Origin of the sequence: Roseomonas sp. CECT 9278 (assembly GCF_918698155.1) — a bacterium.
Lineage (GTDB): Bacteria > Pseudomonadota > Alphaproteobacteria > Acetobacterales > Acetobacteraceae > Neoroseomonas.
Genome location: NZ_CAKKLX010000011.1, coordinates 53,438 through 74,330, shown reverse-complemented (window position 1 = coordinate 74,330; position 20,893 = coordinate 53,438). Strand labels below are relative to the sequence as shown.

Annotated in this window: 14 protein-coding genes; 8 read left to right on the top strand and 6 right to left on the bottom strand. The window is 71.2% G+C overall.

The window, feature by feature from the left end; genetic code table 11:
* The first annotated feature begins 15 nt into the window (after positions 1–15).
* From LQ222_RS09770 to LQ222_RS09760, 3 genes are read left to right on the top strand one after another with little or no spacing between them, the layout of a single operon-like run.
* Positions 16–996 (top strand): tripartite tricarboxylate transporter substrate binding protein, encoded by a 981-nt coding sequence (locus LQ222_RS09770; RefSeq protein ID WP_230166099.1) that lies wholly within the window; start codon positions 16–18, stop codon positions 994–996.
* 52 nt (positions 997–1,048) lie between these two features.
* Entirely contained in the window at positions 1,049–2,014 is a 966-nt protein-coding gene (locus LQ222_RS09765) for a tripartite tricarboxylate transporter substrate binding protein (protein WP_230166098.1), read from the top strand.
* Between the two features lie 7 nt (positions 2,015–2,021).
* Positions 2,022–3,212, top strand: coding sequence for a CaiB/BaiF CoA-transferase family protein (locus LQ222_RS09760; RefSeq protein WP_230166096.1), 1,191 nt, complete (start codon positions 2,022–2,024; stop codon positions 3,210–3,212).
* Between the two features lie 62 nt (positions 3,213–3,274).
* On the opposite strand, the gene acnA is transcribed toward LQ222_RS09760, so the two are convergent.
* The 3 genes from acnA to LQ222_RS09745 all read right to left on the bottom strand — a co-directional run bounded on the left by acnA (position 3,275) and on the right by LQ222_RS09745 (position 7,276).
* Positions 3,275–5,962, bottom strand: coding sequence for an aconitate hydratase AcnA (gene acnA, locus LQ222_RS09755; RefSeq protein WP_230166094.1), 2,688 nt, complete (start codon positions 5,960–5,962; stop codon positions 3,275–3,277).
* 22 nt (positions 5,963–5,984) lie between these two features.
* Positions 5,985–6,146: a hypothetical protein gene (locus LQ222_RS09750; protein WP_230166092.1), complete on the bottom strand. Its 162-nt coding sequence runs from the start codon at positions 6,144–6,146 to the stop codon at positions 5,985–5,987.
* A 158-nt stretch (positions 6,147–6,304) separates the two neighbouring features.
* Entirely contained in the window at positions 6,305–7,276 is a 972-nt protein-coding gene (locus LQ222_RS09745) for a tripartite tricarboxylate transporter substrate binding protein (RefSeq protein ID WP_230166090.1), read from the bottom strand.
* Between the two features lie 362 nt (positions 7,277–7,638).
* On the opposite strand from LQ222_RS09745, the gene acnD reads away from it, so the two are divergent.
* On the top strand, positions 7,639–10,224 hold the full coding sequence (gene acnD, locus LQ222_RS09740; RefSeq protein ID WP_230166088.1) for a Fe/S-dependent 2-methylisocitrate dehydratase AcnD: 2,586 nt from the start codon (positions 7,639–7,641) through the stop codon (positions 10,222–10,224).
* A gap of 79 nt (positions 10,225–10,303) precedes the next feature.
* Positions 10,304–11,485, top strand: a complete 1,182-nt coding sequence (gene prpF / locus LQ222_RS09735) for a 2-methylaconitate cis-trans isomerase PrpF (protein ID WP_230166086.1) — start codon at positions 10,304–10,306, stop codon at positions 11,483–11,485.
* Here prpF and LQ222_RS09730 read toward each other — a convergent pair.
* Positions 11,482–13,071, bottom strand: coding sequence for an FAD-dependent oxidoreductase (locus tag LQ222_RS09730; protein WP_230166084.1), 1,590 nt, complete (start codon positions 13,069–13,071; stop codon positions 11,482–11,484). The genes prpF and LQ222_RS09730 overlap by 4 nt on opposite strands.
* Complete coding sequence (locus LQ222_RS09725; protein WP_230166082.1) at positions 13,068–14,042, bottom strand: tripartite tricarboxylate transporter substrate binding protein; 975 nt, start codon at positions 14,040–14,042, stop codon at positions 13,068–13,070. Before LQ222_RS09725 ends, LQ222_RS09730 begins: the two co-directional genes overlap by 4 nt.
* 195 nt (positions 14,043–14,237) lie before the next feature.
* Between LQ222_RS09725 and LQ222_RS09720 the strand changes: the two genes are divergently transcribed.
* On the top strand, positions 14,238–15,815 hold the full coding sequence (locus LQ222_RS09720) for an ABC transporter substrate-binding protein (RefSeq protein ID WP_230166080.1): 1,578 nt from the start codon (positions 14,238–14,240) through the stop codon (positions 15,813–15,815).
* On the top strand, positions 15,812–18,100 hold the full coding sequence (locus LQ222_RS09715) for a penicillin acylase family protein (protein WP_230166079.1): 2,289 nt from the start codon (positions 15,812–15,814) through the stop codon (positions 18,098–18,100). Before LQ222_RS09720 ends, LQ222_RS09715 begins: the two co-directional genes overlap by 4 nt.
* Positions 18,101–18,104: 4 nt before the next feature.
* On the opposite strand, the gene LQ222_RS09710 is transcribed toward LQ222_RS09715, so the two are convergent.
* Positions 18,105–19,337 carry an aminotransferase class III-fold pyridoxal phosphate-dependent enzyme gene (locus LQ222_RS09710; RefSeq protein WP_230166078.1) on the bottom strand — a complete coding sequence of 411 codons (1,233 nt, stop codon included), beginning with the start codon at positions 19,335–19,337 and terminating at the stop codon, positions 18,105–18,107.
* 82 nt (positions 19,338–19,419) lie between these two features.
* Here LQ222_RS09710 and LQ222_RS09705 point away from each other — a divergent pair, with 82 nt between their 5' ends.
* Entirely contained in the window at positions 19,420–20,856 is a 1,437-nt protein-coding gene (locus tag LQ222_RS09705) for an amidase (RefSeq protein WP_230166077.1), read from the top strand.
* Positions 20,857–20,893: the final 37 nt, after the last annotated feature.

Genomic DNA, 20,893 nt, shown 5'->3' with positions numbered 1-20,893 from the left:
CCAGGGAGGTCCAGGATGAACCGCATCGCCACCCCACGCCGCGCCGTGCTGGCCGCTGGCCTCGCACCGCTCTTCGTCCCGCGCGTCGCGCGCGCGCAAGCCTATCCGGGCGGCCGCCCCGTCAGCCTCGTCATCCCCTACGCCGCCGGCGGCATCCCCGACGTCTTCGGCAATGCCATCAACCAGGGGCTGCAGGAGCGCCTGGGCGGCACCTTCGTGATGGACCACAAGCCGGGCGCGAGCACCACGCTCGGCACGCGCCAGGTGGCGCGGGCGCGGCCGGACGGCACCACGCTGGTTTTCGCGGGCAACGGCACCTTCACCATCACGCCCTTCGTGCTGCGCAACGCCGGCTACGATTCCACGAAGGACTTCACGTGGCTCGGCATGACGGGCAGCGCCGTCTACCTGTTCGTCGCGCATCCGCGCTGGGCGAGCCTTGAGGCGCTGGTCGCCGCCGCCAAGCGCCGCCCGGGCGAGATCAGCTACGCCACCTGGGGTGTCGGCTCCTCGGCGCATCTGGGTACCTTCGACCTGGCGCGGCGTGCCGGAATCGAGCTGATCCACGTGCCCTACAACGGCACCGCCGCGGCACTGACCGATGTCTCGACCGGCCGCGTGGACTTCATGCTGAGCACCCTCGCGCCCGCGCGGCCGCATATCGAGGCGAACCGCGTGCGGGCCCTGGGCATCGCCACCGCGCAGCGCTTCCGGCCGCTGCCCGACCTCCCGACCGTGGCCGAGCAGGGCTATCCCGACTACGTCGTGCCCAACTGGACAGGCGTTGCGGCGCCTGCCGGCTTGCCGGACGCCATCGCCGGCGCGCTGGACGCCGCGATCGCCGCGACCTTTTCCGACGAGCGCCTGTTGCAGCGGTTGGAGCCGCTCGGCATCTCCGCCTGGCCGACCGGCGCGCGCGCGATGCGCGAACAGGTGGCGAAGGATCTCGCGGAGAACGCCGACCTGGTGCGCCGCGCCGGCATCACGGTGGAATAGACGCTCGCCCCGCCCGGCCGTAGCCTGCGCGCACAAACCGGGAGAAACCACCATGCCGTTCACGCGCCGCAGCGCCCTGGGCGTCGCCACCCTCGCATGGCCCGCCGCGGCCCGCGCGCAGGCGCGCGCCTGGCCCAATCGCCCGGTACGCATCGTCATCCCCTACGCGCCCGGTGGGCCGGTCGAGATTCCAGGGCGCTTCCTGGCGGAACACCTCTCGGCGCGGCTCGGCCAGCCCGTCATTGTGGAGACGCGCCCTGGCGCCGGGGGCGCGCTCGGCACCAAGCAGGTGATCGCCGCGACGGACCAGCACACGCTGCTGATGGTGACCGGCGCGGTCGCCATCCAGCCGGCCGTGCAGCCGGACATCGGCTACGACCCGGTGAACGAGCTGATGCCGATCTCCCTCGTCTCGGAATCGAGCATCGGGTTCATGGTCCGCCCCAACGCGGCGTTCCGCGACCTGCCGGCGCTGATCGCCGCGGCGAAGGCGGCGCCGGGGCGGATCACCTATGGCTCCTCCGGCAATGGCACCACCACGCACATGGCCGCCGCGCTGTTCGGCGCGCGCGCCGGCATGAACTGGCAGCACGTCCCTTATCGCGGTGGCGGGCAGCTGATCAGCGGCTTCCTGGCCGGCGATGTCGATGTGATGAGCGGCGACCTCGCGACCCTGCTGCCGCATGTGCGCGAGAACCGCGGCGTGCTGCTCGGCGTCACCGCGCCGGACCGCGTGCCGGTGGTGCCCGCGGTGCCCTCGATCAACGAGGTGGTGCCCGGCACCGGCATGACCATCTGGTTCGCGCTTTTCGCCCCGCGCAACTTCCCACCCGAGGCCGCGGAACGGCTGGGCGCCGAGCTCGCGCCGCTGGCCAGCGGCTCGGCCCTCGGCACGCGGATGGCGGCGGATGGCGGGCGGCTGCTGCTCAGTGGCCCGGCGGAACTGTCCGAACGGTTGCGGCGCGAGTTGCCGCTGTGGCGCCAGGTCGTCGCCGAGGCCGGCATCAGGCCAGAGTAACGCGCACATGGTTCCACTGCTGGCCGGGCTGAAGGTCCTCGACCTCACCACCGTCATCTACGGGCCGCTGATCGGCCAGCTGCTGGGCGACCTCGGCGCCGATGTCGTCAAGGTGGAAGGACCGGAAGGCGACCTCGCGCGTGCCATCCAGCCGCGCGGGCCGCAGGGCGACAGCGCGATGTACGTCTGCAACAACCGCAACAAGCGGAGCATCGTGCTGGACCTCAAGACCCAGGCCGGGCGCGAGGTCTTCACGCGCCTGCTGCGCTGGGCGGAGGTGTTCGTCCACAACATGCGCCCCGCGGCGATCGAACGGCTGGGCTTCGGCTTCGCGCCGGTCAGTGCGATCAATCCGCGGATCATCTACTGCGCCGCGGTCGGCTTCGGCAGCGGCGGGCGCTATGCCGGGCGCCCGGCCTTCGACGACGTGATCCAGGCGGCCGGCGGCATTGCCGCGCTGCCTTCCTATCGCGGGCAGGACCCGGCCTATGTGCCGGGCGTGATGGCGGACAAGCTGGCGGCGCTGACCGCGACCTATGGCGTCATGGCCGCCATCGCCGCGCGCGGCCGCGGCATGGCCGGCCCGATCGAGGTCGAGGCGGCGATGTTCGAAGCCGTCGCCGCCTTCGTGCTGAACGAACACCTGGCGGCCGCCGCCTTCGGCGGTCCACCCGAAGGCGCGGGATATCACCGCATGTTCGCGCCCGATCGCCGGCCGTATCGCACGCGCGACGGCTGGCTCGCCGCGCTGCCCTATACCGAGCAGCAATGGCGTCGCGTCCTGGAATTCACCGGCCGGCACGACGTGCTGGCGCTGCCATGGTTCACCGATCCCGGCGAACGCAGCGCGCATATCGCCGAGCTCTACGCCGTCCTGGCGCAGGAGATGCCACGGCGCAGCACCGAGGAATGGCTGCAGGCGCTGCAGGATCTCGACATTCCGCATGCGCGGGTCAATCGGCTCGAGGATCTGCTGACGGATCCGCATCTGCAGGATGTCGACTTCTTTGCGCCGAACGGGACCGGTCTTGCGCGATCGGCACGCCAGCCGGTCGCCTATCCGGGCCTGCCCGCCGAGCCCGACCGGCCAGCACCTGCGCTGGGTGCCGACACGGACTCCATTGCGGCGATGCTCGGCTACGACACGGGCGCACTGGGCGCGCTGCGCCAGGCAGGTGCCTTCGGGATGCCGGGCTGAACCGCAGCCGCCATCGGCGGCGGACATGCTGCTCCGCCCTGGATCGTCACGGTACCGGGGGCTCAACCGGGCGACGGACCCGGCGCGGCGCGCTGGCCCAGCCCGACCAGGTGCTGGCGCAGCACGCGCGGCAGGATGCCGCCGTGGCGGAAGCACTCCGCCTCGAACGCCGTATCGAGCCGGCAGAGCAGCGCCAGGCTCTCGCTGCGGCCATCGGCGCGATGGATGGTGAGGGTGGCGCTGGACGCCGGCGCGGGCGCCGGCGCGATCCCGGTCACGTCGAAGGTCTCGGTGCCGTCCAGCCCCAGCGTCCCGGGCGTCACGCCCTGCGGAAGCTGCAGCGGCAGGACGCCGAGATAGACCAGGTTCGAGCGATGGATGCGCTCGAAGCTGTTCGCGATGACCACGCGGATGCCGAGCAGCCGCGTGCCCTTGGCCGCCCAGTCCCGCGAGGAGCCGGTGCCATACTCGCTGCCCGCCACGACAATCAGCGGCACGCCCTCGGCGCCGTAGCGTTCGGCAGCCTCGTGGATCGGCAGCACCTCCCCGCTGGGCTGATGGCGCGTCCAGCCGCCCTCGGTCCCGGCGACCAGCCGGTTGCGCAGGCGGATATTGCCGAAGGTGCCGCGGATCATGACGTGGTGGTTGAGGCGCCGCGCCGCGAAGGAATTGAAGTCGCGCGGCCGCACCTGGCGGTCCACCAGGTAGCGCCCCGAGGCGGAATCCGGCGTGATGCTGCCGACCGGCGAGATGTGATCCGTGGTGACGCTGTCGCCCAGCAGGACCAGCATGCGCGCGCCGCGCAGATCCTCCGCGGGTGCCGGTTCGGCCGGCACGTCGAGCAGGAAGGGTGGCTCCTGCATGTACAGGCTGTCCCGCGACCACGGGAAGGTGTCGCCGCCCGGCGCCTCCACGCTGCGCCAGCGGTCGTCGCCCGCGAAGACCGCCGCGTAGCGTCGCACGAAGCGTTCGGTGGTCAGCGCGACCTCGCGCGCTTCCGCGATCTCGGTCGGCGCGGGCCAGATATCCGCGAGCATCACCGGCCTTCCATCGCGATCCATCCCGATCGGATCGCGCGTCAGGTCGATCCGGATGGTGCCGGCCAGCGCATGCGCCACGACCAGCGCCGGGCTCATGATGTAGTTCGCCTTCGCCAGCGTGTGGACGCGGCCTTCGAAGTTGCGGTTCCCGGACAGCACCGCGACGGCGATGCTGCCGCCGATGCCGATCGCCTGCTCCACTGTCTCCGGCAAGGGGCCCGAATTGCCCATGCAGGTCGTGCAGCCGAAGCCGATCAGGTTGAAGCCGAGCTGGTCGAGATGCGCCTGCAATCCTGTCGCTTCGAGATACTCCGCCACCACGGTCGAGCCCGGCGCCAGCGACGTCTTGACCCAGGGCTTGGTCGCCAGCCCGCGCGCCGCCGCCTTCCGCGCCAGGATGCCGGCGCCGAGCATGCCCTCGGGATTCGAGGTGTTGGTGCAACTGGTGATCGCCGCGATCACCACGGCGCCATCGGGCAGCCCGCCCTCCGGCACGCTGTCGCGCGGCGGGAAGGCCGTGTCGAAGGAGGCGCGGATCTGCGGCAGCGCGACGCGGTCCTGCGGGCGGCGCGGCCCCGCGGCGGCGGGCTCGGCGTCCGAGAGGTCGATCTCGATCGTCTCCAGGAAGTCGGGCTGCGGGCCGTCGGCCTCGTGCCACAGGCCCTGCGCGCGGCAATAGGCCTCGACCAGCCGGCCATGCGCGCCACCGCGCCCGGTCAGTTCCAGGAAGCGGATCGTCTCCGCATCCACCGGGCAGAAGCCCATGGTGGCGCCGTATTCGGGCGCCATGTTGGACAGGGTGGCGCGGTCGGTCAGCGAAAGCCGGGACAAGGCAGGGCCGAAGAATTCGACGTAGGCCGCGATCACGCCATGGGCGCGCAGCCTTTGCACCACCAGCAGCGTGATGTCGGTGGCCGTCACGCCCTGCGCCGGCGCGCCGACGAGGCGGCAGCCCACGACTCGCGGCAGCACGATGCCGATCGGCTGGCCGAGCACGCCCGCCGTCGCCTCGATGCCGCCGACGCCCCAGCCCAGCACGCCGAGCGCATTGACCATCGGCGTGTGGCTGTCGGTGCCCATCAGCGATTCCGGGAAGGCCCAGCGGATGCCGTCATGGTCCCGGGTCCAGATGCAGCGCGCCATGTGCTCGAGGTTCACCTGGTGCAGGATGCCCTGCCCAGGCGCGGCCACCCGGAACCCGTCGAAAGCCTGTTCGCACCAGCGCAGGAAGGCGTAGCGTTCGCCGTTGCGCTGATATTCAAGGTCGAGGTTACGCGCCATCGCATCTGGCGTGCCGAAGGCATCCACCATCACGGAATGGTCGACGACCATGTCCGCCGGCACGCCCGGATTGATCCCCCTCGGGTCGCCACCGGCGCGGCCGACAGCATCGCGCAGCGCAGCGAGGTCCGCCATGGCGGGCAGGCCACCGGAATCATTCAGGACCAGGCGCGTGGGGTGGAAGGGAACCTCGGCGCCGATTCCCTTGGCCGAGGACCACAGCCGCAGCGCATCGAGCGTCGCCGATGTCACGGCGCGGCCGTCCTCGTGGCGCAACACGTTCTCCGCCAGCACCTTCAGGCTGCGCGGCAGGCGCGTCAGCCCAGGCAGGCCATTCGCCTCGGCCGCGGCCAGGCTCATCATCACGTAGGACATGCCGTCGACGCGCAGCGGGCGCATCGCGTTCAGGCTGTCGATCGGCTTGGCCATGCATCCTGCTCCCGCCCTGCGTTCAATCGGTGGACTGCGCGTCGCGGCGCAGCCGATCCGCGATCCCGACCAGGGCGTCGCGATCCGCCAAGGCCACCATGCGGTCCTCCATGGCCATGCTGCGGCCGTCGCGCGCAATGGCCGCCGGGTTATCCGCCGGCACGATGATGATCGCGAAGCCCATGCTGGCAGAATGGCGCGGGCCGCGGCGTCGTGCTGCCGCGCCCCGAGCAAGGCTGGCATGCAGCGGTCAGGCGAGGCGGGGCCGGCTGGCGACGCACCGACCCTGCCGGACCGCCTGGCCGGGTCGATTTCGCCGCGACGGTCACGCCGGGACGGCGTCTAGCCGAAGCTGATGCCGGTATCGCGGATCAGGTCGCGCAGCAGGGCACGTTCGCGCGCCAGGCGCGCCGCGAGGCGGGCGGAATCCGCCGGCATCGGGTTGGTGCCCGAGGCCATGAGCCGCGCGCGCACCTCGGCGTCGTTGGTCGCGTGGGCGACCGCGGCTTCCAGGCGCGCGCGGATCGGCTCCGGCGTGCCCGTGCGACAGAACACCGCATTCCAGCTGGTGAAATCGAAGCCTGGAAATCCGTTCTCCGCGATGGTCGGCAATCCCTCGATGCCGCCGCGCCGCTCCTCGCTGGTCAGCGCGATGGCCACCGCGCGCCCGGCCTGCAGCACCGGCGTGATCGAGCTGGTCCCGAGGTAGCCTGACGGCAGCGTTCCCGCCGCGAGGTCGCGCGCCACATCGGCCCCGCCGCGATAGGGAATGTGTTCCATGCGCAGGCCGGTGCGATGCGCCAGCAGCGTGCCGGCCAGGTGGCCGACATTGCCAACGCCCGGCGTGCCAAAGGACATCCCGCCGGGCGCCCGCCGCGTGGCGTCCAGGTAGCCCGGGAAGTCCCGGATGCCGCTCTGGGCGCTGACCGCCAGCACGTAGGGCAGCTCGCCGACCAGCGCCACCGGCGCGAAGGACGTCTCGTAGTCGAAGGGAAGGCCACGGTTGACGAATTGCGAGATCAGGAAGGAGGCGGCATCGAACAGCAGCGTGTAGCCATCGGCCGGGTTGCTCGCCACGACGCCGGCCGCCAGCGCGCCGCCGCCGCCGGTGCGGTTCTCGATCACCATGGTGGCGCCGAGGAATTCGGACATGCGCGGCTGGATGAGCCGCATCATGGTGTCCGAGTTGCCACCCGGGGCGAAGCCCACCAGCACGCGGATCGGACGGTTCGGATAGGCCTGCGCCAGCGCGAGCGTGGGCCGCGCCAAGGTCGCTCCCATGCCAAGACCAACAAGGGTGCGGCGATTCATCATGGGGTCGTCCTCCGGTTCGGCAGCTCTTGCGTCGGCGGTCCGGCGGCCATGGCTGCTTCGACATGATCACGGGCGCACATTGAGCGCGCCATGACGGTGCTGCCTGACCCTAGCGGCGCAGGGCGAGATGAACAATGGACCCGACGGCGGCCAGTGTCTGGCGCCGGGCCGCGCATGCCCCCGCTTGCGGACGCGGATGGCATCCAGTACGCGGCCGTCCGGAATGCCGGCCGCCGCATGTCCGGCCGGCGTCGCGGTCGCGCCGGCAGGCTGGTCCTGGCGCCGGCGCGGCGGCACACTGGCCCGACCAGCGACACTGTCGAGCGACTGATCGCCGGCGAAACCCCGGCACGGAGCGATCCATGAACACGCGATACCGCAAGCGCCTGCCCGGCACCGATCTTGATTTCTTCGATGCGCGCGCCGCGATCGAGGCCATCGCGCCCGGCGCCTTCGAGGGCCTGCCCTATACCTCCCGCGTGCTGGCCGAGAACCTGGTCCGGCGGTGCGACCCTGCGCTGCTGACGGATGCGCTCACGCAGATCATTGAACGCCGGCGCGACATCGACTTCCCGTGGTATCCGGCGCGCGTGGTCTGCCACGACATCCTCGGCCAGACGGCGCTGGTGGACCTGGCGGGCCTGCGCGACGCGATCGCGCAGAAGGGCGGCGACCCGTCCAAGGTGAACCCGGTCGTGCCGGTGCAGCTGATCGTCGATCACTCGCTGGCGGTCGAACACGCGGGCTTCGAGAAGGACGCCTTCGCGAAGAACCGCGCCATCGAGGACCGCCGCAACGAGGACCGCTTCCACTTCATCGAGTGGACGCGCCATGCCTTCGAGAACATGGAGATCGTGCCCCCCGGCAACGGGATCATGCATCAGATCAACCTCGAGCGGATGTCGCCGGTCATCTGCACGCTCGGAGGCATCGCCTTCCCCGACACGCTGGTCGGCACCGACAGCCACACGCCGCATGTCGATGCGTTGGGCGTGATCGCGATCGGCGTCGGCGGGCTGGAGGCCGAGAACGTGATGCTCGGCCGCGCGTCCTGGATGCGGCTGCCCGACATCATCGGCGTCGAGCTGACCGGCAGGGCGCAGCCAGGCATCACCGCCACGGACATCGTGCTGACGCTGACGGAGTTCCTGCGCAAGGAGAAGGTCGTCGGTGCCTGGCTCGAGTTCCACGGCGCCGGCGCATCGAGCCTGACGCTGGGCGATCGCGCGACGATCTCGAACATGGCGCCGGAATACGGCGCGACCGCCGCGATGTTCTCCATCGACCAGCAGACCATCGACTACCTGCGCCTGACCGGGCGCGAGGATGCGCAGGTGAAGCTGGTCGAGACCTACGCGAAGACCGCAGGGCTGTGGTCGGACACGCTGGCGAAGGCGCAGTACGAGCGCGTGCTGCGCTTCGACCTCTCGACCGTCGTGCGCACGCTCGCCGGGCCGTCGAACCCGCATCGCCGCCTGCCGGTCGCGGACCTCGCGGCGCGTGGCGTCGCGGCACCGGTCACGCAGGACGGCGCCCTCATGCCGGATGGCGCGGTGATCATCGCCGCCATCACCAGCTGCACCAACACATCGAACCCGCGCAACGTGATCGCCGCGGGGCTGCTGGCGCGCAACGCCAACCGCGCGGGGCTGGCGCGCAAGCCCTGGGTGAAGTCCTCGCTCGCGCCGGGCTCGAAGACTGTCGCGCTGTACCTCGACGAGGCCGGGCTGACGGCCGAACTGGAGCAGCTCGGCTTCGGCATCGTCGCCTTCGCCTGCACGACCTGCAACGGCATGTCGGGGGCGCTCGACCCGCGCATCCAGCAGGAGATCATCGACCGCGACCTGTACGCGACCGCGGTGCTGTCGGGAAACCGCAACTTCGATGGACGCATCCATCCCTATGCGAAGCAGGCTTTCCTCGCCTCGCCGCCGCTGGTGGTCGCCTATGCCATCGCCGGCACGATCCGCTTCGACATCGAGCGCGACGTGCTCGGCGTCGACGCCAATGGCGGGGAGATCCGCCTGAAGGACATCTGGCCGAGCGACGAGGAAATCGACGCCGTCGTCGCCACCGCCGTGAAGCCGGAGCAGTTCCGCAAGGTCTATGCGCCGATGTTCGGCAACAAGGGCGCGCGCAAGACGGTCAGCCCGCTCTATGACTGGCGCCCGCAGAGCACCTACATCCGCCGCCCGCCCTATTGGGAGGGCGCGCTGGCCGGTGAGCGCACGCTGCGTGGCATGCGGCCGCTTGCGGTGCTCGGCGACAACATCACCACCGACCACCTGTCGCCGTCCAACGCCATCCTGCTGGACAGCGCGGCCGGCGAGTACCTCGCGCGCATGGGCCTGCCGGAGGAGGACTTCAACTCCTACGCCACCCATCGCGGCGACCACCTGACCGCGCTGCGCGCCACCTTCGCCAACCCGACGCTGGTCAACGAGATGGCCGGTGCCAAGGGATCGCTCGCGCGCGTCGAGCCCGACGGGCAGGTCATGCGCATGTGGGAAGCGATCGAGACCTACATGGCCCGCCGCCAGCCCCTCATCATCGTGGCCGGCGCCGATTACGGGCAGGGTTCCTCGCGCGACTGGGCGGCGAAGGGCGTGCGGCTGGCAGGTGTCGAAGCCATCGTCGCCGAGGGATTCGAGCGCATCCACCGCACCAACCTGATCGGCATGGGCGTCCTGCCGCTCGAGTTCAAGCCGGGCACCAACCGGCTGACACTTGGCCTGGACGGCACCGAGACCTACGACGTGGCCGGTGCGCGCACGCCGCGCGCCGACCTCACGCTGGTCATCCATCGCCGCGACGGCAGCACGGTCGAAGCCGCCGTGACCTGCCGGCTGGACACGGCCGAGGAGGCCTCGATCTACGACGCCGGCGGCGTGCTGCAACGCTTCGCGCAGGACTTCCTGAACGCCGAGGCGCCCCGCCAGGCTGGCTGACCGCGTCCCGCTCGCCGGCACCTTCCACGGGCGCCGGCGCGCTGTATCCTTCGCCCAAGGCACTGCCCAGGAAGCGACCATGGCCCACGCACCGCAGATCCGGATTCCCGCCACCTACATGCGCGGCGGCACCAGCAAGGGCGTCTTCTTCGTGCTGGACGACCTGCCGGAGGCGGCGCGCGTGCCGGGCGCGCCGCGCGACCGGCTGCTGCTGCGCGTGATCGGCAGCCCGGACCCCTATGGCAAGCAGACCGACGGCATGGGCGCCGCGACGTCCAGCACCAGCAAGGCCGTCATCCTGAGCCGCAGCACGCGCCCGGATCACGATGTCGACTACCTGTTCGGCCAGGTGTCGATCGACAAGCCCTTCGTCGACTGGAGCGGCAATTGCGGCAACCTGACCTCCGCGGTCGGGCCCTTCGCGATCCGCAACGGGCTGATCGATCCCGCCCGCGTGCCGCGCGACGGCATCGCCATCGTGCGCATCTGGCAGGCGAATATCGGCAAGACCATCGTCTCCCACGTGCCGATGACCGCGGGCGAGGTCCAGGAGACGGGCGATTTCGAGCTCGACGGCGTGACCTTCCCGGCCGCCGAGATCCGGCTCGAGTTCATGGATCCGGCCGAGGACGGCGATGGCGGCTCCATGTTCCCCACCGGCAACCTGGTGGACACGCTGGAGGTGCCGGGCGTCGGCGCCTTCCAGGCGACCATGATCAACTCCGGCATCCCCACCATCTTCCTGGACGCCGATGCCCTCGGCTTCACTGGCGCCGAGTTGCAGGACGACATCAACGGCGATGCCGCGACGATGGCCCGGCTCGAGACCATCCGCGCCCATGGCGCGCTGCGCATGGGCCTGGTCAAGACGCTCGAGGAGGCCGCGCAACGCCAGCACACGCCGAAGGTCGCCTGGGTCTCGCCGCCGAGGGACTACGCTGCCTCCAGCGGAAGGATGATCGGTGCCGGCGATGTCGACCTGCTGGTGCGCGCGATGTCGATGGGCAAGCTGCACCACGCGATGATGGGCACCGCCTCGGTTGCCATCGCGACCGCGGCCTGCGTGCCGGGTACGCTGGTGAACCTGGCCGCGGGTGGCGGCGAGCGCGAGGCGGTGCGCTTCGGCCATCCCTCCGGCACGCTGCGCGTGGGCTCGCTGGCGCAGCAGGCCGACGGACAGTGGACGGTCACCAAGGCCATCATGAGCCGCAGCGCGCGGATCCTGATGCAGGGCTGGGTACACGTCCCGTTCGATGGCTAGTTCGCTTCCCTGTCGGATGCGGTGTCGCGTGCCGCGATCAGGCCGAAGGTGAGGCCGGAGGCGAGCGAGAACCCGGTTTGGTAGCCCGACCCGGTTTCCGTTCGCGCCGCCGCATTGCCGACAGCATACAGGCCCGCCATCGGATGGCCCCGCACGTGACGCACGCGCGCCTTGGCGTCCGCCAGCAACCCAACGGAGGACAGGGCCGTCGGATGCAGGCGGATGCCGTAGAAGGGCGGCGCGTCGATCGCGCCGAGCGTGGTGCGTGGGTCGTAGCGGTTCAGCCCCCAGGCTGATTGGCCGCGGCCGAACGCGCGGTCGACGCCATCGCGCGCATCCGCGTTGAAGCCGCGGACGGTCGCGGCAAGGCCATCCGCATCGATGCCCAACGCCCGTGCCAGCGCCTCGATGCTGTCCGCGCGCTGCACCCAGGATGGTATCGCGGCGCCGGGCGGCCGCCCGCCGAACGAGAAGCTGTCGGCGAATTGCCGGTCGAAGATCAGCCAGCAGGGCAGGTTCGGCCGTTCGCGCGCAACGACGTCGAAGTGGTGCAGCGCCGGCGCCATCGCCTGGAAGAAGGATTCGTCGGCGAAGCGCCGGCCATGGCGGTTCACAACCATCGTGTGCGGCGACGGCAATTCCTGCGTGCCGGACAGCCGGCAGGGCGCCACCCCGCTAGGCGCCTCGTCCGGATTGCGGAAGCCGAGGAAGACCGACAGGTTGTTGCCGATCACCTGCGTCGCGGCGCCGTGCTCGGTCGCCATCACCAGCCCGTCGCCGGTGACGCTGCCGGGGAACATGGATTGCCAGCCGGGCAGCGCCTCGAAGCGGTCCACCAGTTCGGGACTGGACTCGTAGCCGCCACTGGCGATCACCACCGCGCGCCTGGCCTCGATGATGATGCCGCCTGTCGCCACGACGCCGCTGACGCGCCCATCGGTGACGGTCAGGCGTTCGACCGCCACGCCCGTCAGCAGCGGGATGCCGCGCCCGATCGCGAGCTGCACGAGCCGGCTCACGAGCCCCGCGCCACCACCGCGCAGTCCGGGCTGGTCGCGCGCCGCGGCTTCGGCAGCCGCCCAGAGCGCCGGCGAATTGGCGCCGCCCGGCAGGGTCGAGCCGGAGACCCGGAACAACGGCCCTGCTGGCAGCAGGACCGCGTCGCCGAAGGCACCGGCATCGAAGGGCGGCGTATCGACGATGCGCCCGGCACCGCGCGCGCCCGGTGCCATGCCGTAGTGGTCGATGCGCGGCGACAGCCGGAAGGGAATGCCGGCCGCTTCGAAGAAGCGCAGCGCGCCGGGCGCCTCGGCGACGAAGGCCGCCATGCGGGCCTCGTCCACCGCGCCGGCGCCGACGTAGCGGATGTAGTCCGTCACCGCCTCCGGCGTGTCGGTGCCGCCGGCTGCCGCATCAAGATGATTGGCGCCGATCCAGAGATAGCCACTCGAGATCGCACTGCCGCCGCCGAGCTTCGGCGCCTTCTCCAGCACGACGCAATCCAGGCCGAGGTCGCTCGCCGCGATCGCCGTGGCCAGGCCGGCGCAGCCGCCGCCGATCACGACGACATCGAAGCCGGCCTTCATTGCGGGCGGATGCCGGAGGCCTCGACCACGCGGCGCCAGCGCACCGTCTCCTCGGCCATCAGCCGCTCCATCTCGGCGGGCGGCGCACCGCCGGGCAGGCAGGCGATGGAGGCGAAGAACTCCAGCACGTCGGGCATCCGCAATGCCCGCGCCGTCTCCGTATGAAGGCGGTCGATCACATCGCCAGGCGTTCCCTTCGGCGCGGCCAGGCCCGACCAATGCGTGATCGCGTAGCTCGGCAGCCCTGCCTCGGCGAAGGTCGGGGCCTCCGGCAGCGCCGGCATGCGCGCCGTACCGCTGATCGCCAAGGGCCGCAGGACCGATGTCGCGGCGCCGACGGCGGCGCTGGGCGAGGCAAAGACGACATCGACCTGCTTCGACAGCACCGCCATCACCGCTTCGCCACCGCCGCGATAGGGCACGTGGAACAGCTTGACGCCGGCCTCGATCTCATAGGCCGCGGTGGCGAAGTGCACGGAACTGCCGACGCCGCCGCTGCCATAGGTGATCCGCTCCGGGCCGCGGCGCGCGGCTTCCGTGAGGTCCTGCAGGGTGCGGTAGGGCGAATCCCGATGCACCGCGACCATCACCGGCGTGAAGGCGGTGATGGTGATGACCTGGAAGGCCTGGCCGTGGTCGAAGGGCAGGCGGCTGTGCAGGAAGGGCATCATGCCGTAGGTGCTGTCGATCGCGAGCAGCGTGTAGCCATCCGGCGCCGCGCGCGCGACCTCGGCCGCGCCGATGGTGCCGGAGCCGCCGGAGCGGTTCTCGATCACGACAGGCTGGCCCAACTGGTCCGACAACTTCTGGCCGACCTTGCGCGCCACGGTGTCGATCGAACCGGTGGGCGCCCAGGCGACCACCAGGCGGATCGGCCGCGACGGGTAGGCGCGCTGCGCGCCTGCCGCGCGCGGAAGCAGCGCGGTCGCGGCCGCGGTTGCCGCCACCAAGCTGCGTCGCGAGGTTGCCATGCGCTCGTCCCTCTCCCGTTCGGACCGCCGTTGCCGGTGGTCCCTGCGTGTCGCCAGGGCCTGGTCCCGAGGGAAGGCTGTGGGCGCTCGGGGGGGGCTGTCAACGAACCACGGTTCAGGGCCGGGGCCGATGCAAGGCTGGCGCGTCGCCGACGGGCTGCTAGGCTTCCGCCTCCAAGCGCGGAGGAAGCGGAGATGCTGCAAGCAACCACGGGCCGGCGCGGCGTTCTGGGCGCAGGCGCCGCACTCGCCGCCTCCGGCATCATCCGACCGCCCGAGGCGCGTGCCGCACGGGCGCTGGAGGTCGTGCTGGAATCCGAGGTCGTCATCCTCGACCCGCATGTCATCACCGCCGCCATCACGCGCACCTTCGCCACACACGTCTTCGACACGCTGTTCGCGATGGACGACCGCGGCCAGATCAAGCCGCAGATGGTCGAGGCATGGGAGACCTCCGCCGATCGCCTGACCTGGCGCTTCCGCCTGCGCGAGGGTCTGAAATGGCATGACGGCGCGCCGGTCACGGCGGCGGAATGCGTGCTGTCGCTGCGACGCTGGGCGCCACGCGATCCGCTCGGGCGCATGCTGGAGGCCGCGACGGCCTCGATGGAAGCGACCGACGCGCGCAGCTTCACCCTGGTGCTGAAGGAACCATTCCCGCTGCTGCTGCAGGTGCTGGGCAAGCCCAACGCACCCTTGCCGGTGATGATGCCCGAACGCCTGGCGCGCGTGCCGAACACGCAGCGCATCACCGAGATCATCGGCTCCGGCCCCTTCCGCTTCCGCGCGGATCTCTGGCGCCCGGGCAACATCATGGTGCTGGAGCGCTTCGCGGACTACGTGCCGCGCGCCGAGCCGCCGAATTTCCTCGCCGGCGGCAAGCGCGTGAAGATCGACCAGCTCAACCTGCGCGTCATGCCCGACCAGCTGACCGGCGCCAACGCCCTCATGCAGGGCGAGATCCACTACATGCAGTACCTGCCCTTCGACATGCTGTCGCGCCTGGAACGCGCGCGTGGCGTGCGGCTGCTGGGGCTGGGTGGATTGCACCAGTTCCAGGGTAATTTCCGCCTGAACCACGCGGTCGCGCCCTTCGACAATCCCGCGATCCGGCGTGTGCTGTGGAAGCTGGCGGACCAGACGGCGGTGCTGACCGCGATCGGCGTGCCCGAACGCTTCCGCGCGCCGCAATGCCCGTCCTTCTGGATGTGCGACGCGCCCTATTCCTCGACCGCCGGTGCGGCCGGCGCACGCGTGGACATCGAGGGCGCGCGCGCCGACCTGCGCGCCGCCGGCTATCGCGGCGAACCCGTGATCGCCATGGAGGTGGCCGGGTCGATCAGCCAGACGGCGTCGATGGTGCTGGTGCAGAACATGAAGCTGGCGGGCTTCAACGTGGACCAGCAGGTGATGGACTGGGGCACGGTGCTGGCACGGCGCGTGCGGCGCGATGGGTGGTCGATGTTTTCGGTCTATTCGAACGGGACCGACATGTTCTCCCCACTCACGCATTTCTATGTCGCCTCGACCTGCGCCGATTTCCCCGGATGGTCCTGCGACGACCGGATCCCGCGGCTGCTGCAGTCCTTCGCGCGCGCCGAGGACGAGGCCGCGCGCGCGCGCGTCGCCGCCGAGATCCAGACCATCGCCTACGACCTGACGCCCGCCGTCATGTGGGGCCAGTTCACCATCCCCGCCGGCTACCGCACCACATTGAACAACATGATCCAGTCCTCCTACCCGATGTTCTGGGAGGTGGACCTCGCCGCATGACGCCCGAGACGCTGCGCGCGGCGCTGCCGCCGCTCGATGGCACGCTGCGGGTCGCGGGCCTTACCGATGCCGTCGCGGTGTTCCGCGACCCCGAGGGCATCCCGCATATCCGCGCGCGCACGCAGCACGACGCCTTCCTGGCGCAGGGCTTCGTGCACGCGCAGGACCGGCTGTTCCAGATGGAACTGAACCTGCGCCGCGCCCTGGGGCGCAGCGCCGAATGGCTTGGCGCGGCCGCCGCCGAGATGGACGTGCTGTGCCGTCGCCTGGGCATGGAGGCCGCCTGCCGGCGCGATCTCGCCGCGCTTGGCGATGAAGCACGTGGGATGCTCGAAGCCTATGTCGCGGGGGTGAATGCCTTCCTGGACTCAGGCGCGCCGCCGGCGGTGGAATACGTGCTGCTCGGCGCCACCCCGATGCGCTGGGAGACCTGGCATCCGATCGCGGTGATGCGGCGTCTCGGCCTGCTGATGGGCTCGGTGTGGTTCAAGCTGTGGCGCGCCGCGGCGCTGCCACTGGTCGGCGCCGACCAGGCCGCGAAGCTGCGCTACGAGGATGCTGGCATCGACCTGCTCTGCATCCCGCCAGGGGTCGAGGCGGCGCGCTGGAGCGCGACGCTGGCGGACCTCGCGCCTGGCATCGCCGCGCTGCTCGACCGCGCCGCGCCGGATGCCGCGGGTGGTGGCAGCAACAACTGGGCGCTGTCGGCCGGGCGCAGCTCGACCGGGCGGCCCTTGCTCGCCGGCGACCCGCATCGCTTGCTGGAAATCCCCAACATGTACGCGCAGGGGCATCTCGCCTGCGATGCCTTCGACGTGGTGGGGCTGACAGTGCCCGGCGTGCCGGGCTTCCCGCACTTCGCGCATAACGGCCGCGTCGCCTGGTGCGTGACGCACGCCTTCGTCGATATCCACGACCTGTTCGTCGAACGCTTCGATGCCACCGCCGCGCAACACCTGTTCCGCGATGCCTGGCTGCCGGTGCGCCGCCGCCGCGAGACCATCGCCGCGCGCGGCGCGCCCGCGCGCGAGATCGAGGTCATCGAGACCACCCACGGCCCCATCGTCGCCGGCGATCCGGCCAGCGGCACCGCGCTGGCGCTGCGCTCCGTGCAATTCGCCGAGACCGACCTGTCCTTCGACTGCCTGCCGCGCATGCTGCGCGCGCCCGACGTGTCATCGCTGTTCGAGGCGACGCGCGGCTGGGGTCTGATCGACCACAACCTGGTGGCGGCCGATACCACAGGGCGCATCGGCCACCTGGTGCGCGCGATGGTGCCGCGGCGGCCGCGCGCCAATGGCTGGCTGCCGGTGCCCGGCTGGACCGGCGAGCACGAATGGCAGGGCTGGATCCCCTTCGACTCCATGCCGCGCCAGATCGACCCGGCGGGCGGCATGATCGTCACCGCGAACAACCGTGTCGTGGCCGATGGCGGCCCGGACTACCTCTGCACCGACTGCCATCCGCCGACCCGCGCGCGCCGCATCGGCAAGCTGCTGGGCCAGCCGGGCACAACGGCCGAAGCGATCCATGGCGACACGCTCTCCGCCAATGCGGTGCTGCTGCGCGACCACCTGGCCACGCTGCCGGCGCCGCAGGATGCCGCCGCGGCGGCGCTGCGCGAAACGCTGCTTGGCTGGGATGGCCGCATGGCGGCAGACAGCCTGGCCGCCAGCGGCTACATCGCGCTGCGCCTGGCGCTGACGCGCATCCTGGCCGACCGCAGCGGCCTCGGTGGGCTGGCGGGCGACCCGCTGCTGGCCGTCGCGCCGGGCGTTGTGCCGCTCAATCAACTCTGGTGGACGCTGCCGGCACTGCTGCGTGCCGACGACGCATCGCTGCTCGGCGGCTGGTCCTGGGCGCAGGCGTTGCAGGCTGCGCTGACCACCGCCGCGACCGACCCGATCGCGGCGCAGCCCTGGGGCGAGGCGCATCGCCCGCGCCTGGCCCATCCGCTGGGCGCGCTGTTTCCCGCGGCGGCGCCGCTGCTCGACCCGCCGGCGCGCGCCATCGGCGGCGATGGCGATACGGTCTTCGCCAATGGGCTGCTCCCCTCCGGCGGGACCCGCGCGACCTACGGCGCGCTGGCGCGCTACGTCTTCGATGTCGGCGACTGGGAGAAGTCGCGTTGGACGGTCTTCCACGGCACCTCGGGCCACCCCGGCAGCCCGCACTACGCGGACCAGCACGCCACCTGGGCCGAGGCACGCCTCACGCCCATGCGCTACGGCTGGGATGGCATCGCGGCATCCGCCGCCGCGCGGCAATCGCTGGCGCCGCGCTGAAGCGTCAGCCCATTCGCGCCACCGCGGCGAAGCCCGCATCGGCCGCCTGCAACGCCGCGTCGATATCGGCAGGCCCATGCGCGCAGGACAGGAACATGTTGTGCCTGGGGTGGAAGTACGCCCCGGCGCGCAGCGCGGCCGCGCAGAAGGCCTGGCCGAGCCGGCCGTCGTGGTCCTCCGCGAACAGCAGCAGCGGCATTTGCGGCGGGCCGCTCTGGCGGATGCCCACGCCGTGCCGCGCCGCAAGCGCGTCCAGGCCCGCGCGCAGCCGATCGCCCATCGCGCGCATCTGCGCGGGCCCATCGACGCGTCGCAACTCCGCCAGTGTCGCCACTGCCGCCGCCATCGGCACCGCCGCGCACCAGAAGGACCCCGTGGTGTAGATGCGCGTCGCCGCGTCGCGGAAGGCGTCGTTGCCCGTCACGGCCGACAGCGCATGCCCATTGGCGATCGCCTTGCTGTAGGCAGCGAGATCCGGGCGCACGCCGATCGTCTCCCACGACCCGCCGAGGTGCAGCCGGAAGCCGGCGCGCACGTCATCGAGCACCAGCGCGGCACCTGCCGCGTCGCAGATCGCCCGCGCCGCCCGTGCGAAAGCGGAATCGGGCAGTTCCAGGTCGCGACCCATGTCGTGCCGAAAGGCGGTGACGATCACCGCCGCAAGGTCGCCCTTGGCTTCCTCCGCTGCTGCGTGCAAGGACGCCGCGTCGTTGTAGTCGAAGTGCAGGATGTGCGCGCGGTCCTCGGCGGTAACGCCCGCCAGCGACGGCGTGCACCACGGCGCGGCGCCGTGATAGGACCCGCGCGCCACCAGCACCTTGCGCCGCCCGGTGCCGGCGCGCGCGATGGTCACGCAGGCGGTGGTGGCATCCGTGCCGTTCTTCTCGAACAGGCACCAATCCGCGTGCGGGATCATGTCGACCAGTGTTTCGGCGAGCTCGACCAGCACCGGCGCGGGGCCGTTCATCGCGTCGCCCTGCTCGGCCTGGCGGCGTGCGGCCTCCTCGACGGCCGGATGCCGATAGCCGACCACCATCGGGCCCCAGGCGCACATCAGGTCGACGAATTCCCGCCCATCGGCGTCGCGCAGGCGACAGCCCTCGGCGGCCTGGAAGAATTGCGGATAGCCCTCCGGCAGGTTCGCGGCGTTGAGGTGCCCCCACAGCCCGCCGGGGATGACGCGAAGGGCGCGCCCGCGCAGCGCGGCGTCGATGCTGTTGGCGCGGTCTTGCGGCATTGCGGGTCTCGCTGTCTGAATGCCTGCTTCTACTGCCATGCGGATTGAAGCGCCACGTCGTGCCGGCGCAGCGGAGAGAGCGATGTCCACCGACGACGACCTGCTGTTCATGCCCGCCGCGCGCGCCGCCGCGCTGATCAGACGCCGCCGCCTGTCGCCGGTCGAATACGTGGATGCGGTCCTGGCCGCGGTCGCGCGCACCCAGCCGCGGCTGAACTGCTTCGTCACGGTCGCCGAGGAGAAGGCCCGCGCAGACGCCGCCACGGCCGAGCGCGCCGTGATGGCGGGCGCACCGCTCGGCCCGCTGCACGGCGTTCCGGTGCACATCAAGGACCTGCTGGATGTCGCGGGGATGCGCACCACGCATGGTTCCGCGATCCATGCGCAATCGGCTCCGGCCACGAGGGACGACGTGCTGGTCGCGCGACTGCGCGCGGCGGGCGCGATCATCGTCGGCAAGACCACGACGCCGGAATTCGGCGTGAAGGGCCTGACCGACGGGCCATCCTTCGGCGCCACGCGCAATCCGTGGAACCTGGAGCGCACGCCGGGCGGGTCGTCGGGCGGTGCGGCGGCGGCGGTGGCGGCCGGGCTCGGTCCGCTCGGCCTCGGGACCGATGGCGCGGGGTCGATCCGTGGACCCGCGGCCTGCTGCGGCCTGGTCGGGCTGAAGCCGACGCTCGGCGCCGTTCCGGCCGATACGGCGCGCGACGCCTTCGGCAACAACACCTATGCCGGCCCGCTGGCGCGTACCGTGACGGATGCCGCGATGATGCATGCCGTGCTGGCTGGCCCGATCCCGCTGGATCCCTGGAGCATCGGCGCCGCCGCGCGGCCGGCCTGCGTGTCTCTGGTGGGCGAGGATCTGTCGGGCCTGCGCATCGGCTATGTGCCGCGCTGCGCCAATCCGCGTGTCGCGGCGGATGTCGCGGCGAATACGCGCAGTGCACTGGATGCCTGGGCGGCGATGGGCGCCGTGGTGGAGGAGGTGGACACGCCGATCGACTGGATCGAATACGAAGGCCGCGTGCTGTACCAGGCGAATTTCGCGGTGTTCTGCGCGCCCTTCCTGCCGGAATGGAAGGACCGCATGGATCCGGTCACACTCGCCTTCATGGAACGCGGCGCGCAGTTCTCGCTGGCCGACTTCCGCAACGCGCAGTTCGCGCGCACACGTCTGTTCCGCGCGATGCAGTCGCTGTTCGACCGCCATGACATGCTGGTGATGCCGACCATGACGCGCACCGCGCTGCCCGTCGCCTTCGACGCGGCGAACGACCAGGTGATGGTCGATGGCGAGGCCTGCGGCATCACGCGGCAGGGTTGGACCTCGCCGCAATATCCCTTCAACCTGACAGGCCATCCCGCGGTGTCGCTACCGTCCGGCCTCGGCGCGGATGGGTTGCCCACCGCGGTGCAGGTTGTCGGTCGCTGGGGCGCGGAGGCGGATGTGCTGCGGCTTGGGGCCTTGTTGGAACGCGCGCGTCCCTGGGCGGACCGACGGCCGGAAGCTGGCTAGAGTACGCTGTGTTTGTGCGGAATCGGGATTCCGGAAC

Coding starts and splice junctions, on each gene's coding strand:
- LQ222_RS09770 (WP_230166099.1), top strand. CDS start 16: ATGAACCGCATCGCCACCCCACGCCGCGCCGTGCTGGCCGCTGGCCTC.
- LQ222_RS09765 (WP_230166098.1), top strand. CDS start 1,049: ATGCCGTTCACGCGCCGCAGCGCCCTGGGCGTCGCCACCCTCGCATGG.
- LQ222_RS09760 (WP_230166096.1), top strand. CDS start 2,022: ATGGTTCCACTGCTGGCCGGGCTGAAGGTCCTCGACCTCACCACCGTC.
- acnA (WP_230166094.1), bottom strand. CDS start 5,962: ATGGCCAAGCCGATCGACAGCCTGAACGCGATGCGCCCGCTGCGCGTC.
- LQ222_RS09750 (WP_230166092.1), bottom strand. CDS start 6,146: ATGGGCTTCGCGATCATCATCGTGCCGGCGGATAACCCGGCGGCCATT.
- LQ222_RS09745 (WP_230166090.1), bottom strand. CDS start 7,276: ATGATGAATCGCCGCACCCTTGTTGGTCTTGGCATGGGAGCGACCTTG.
- acnD (WP_230166088.1), top strand. CDS start 7,639: ATGAACACGCGATACCGCAAGCGCCTGCCCGGCACCGATCTTGATTTC.
- prpF (WP_230166086.1), top strand. CDS start 10,304: ATGGCCCACGCACCGCAGATCCGGATTCCCGCCACCTACATGCGCGGC.
- LQ222_RS09730 (WP_230166084.1), bottom strand. CDS start 13,071: ATGAAGGCCGGCTTCGATGTCGTCGTGATCGGCGGCGGCTGCGCCGGC.
- LQ222_RS09725 (WP_230166082.1), bottom strand. CDS start 14,042: ATGGCAACCTCGCGACGCAGCTTGGTGGCGGCAACCGCGGCCGCGACC.
- LQ222_RS09720 (WP_230166080.1), top strand. CDS start 14,238: ATGCTGCAAGCAACCACGGGCCGGCGCGGCGTTCTGGGCGCAGGCGCC.
- LQ222_RS09715 (WP_230166079.1), top strand. CDS start 15,812: ATGACGCCCGAGACGCTGCGCGCGGCGCTGCCGCCGCTCGATGGCACG.
- LQ222_RS09710 (WP_230166078.1), bottom strand. CDS start 19,337: ATGCCGCAAGACCGCGCCAACAGCATCGACGCCGCGCTGCGCGGGCGC.
- LQ222_RS09705 (WP_230166077.1), top strand. CDS start 19,420: ATGTCCACCGACGACGACCTGCTGTTCATGCCCGCCGCGCGCGCCGCC.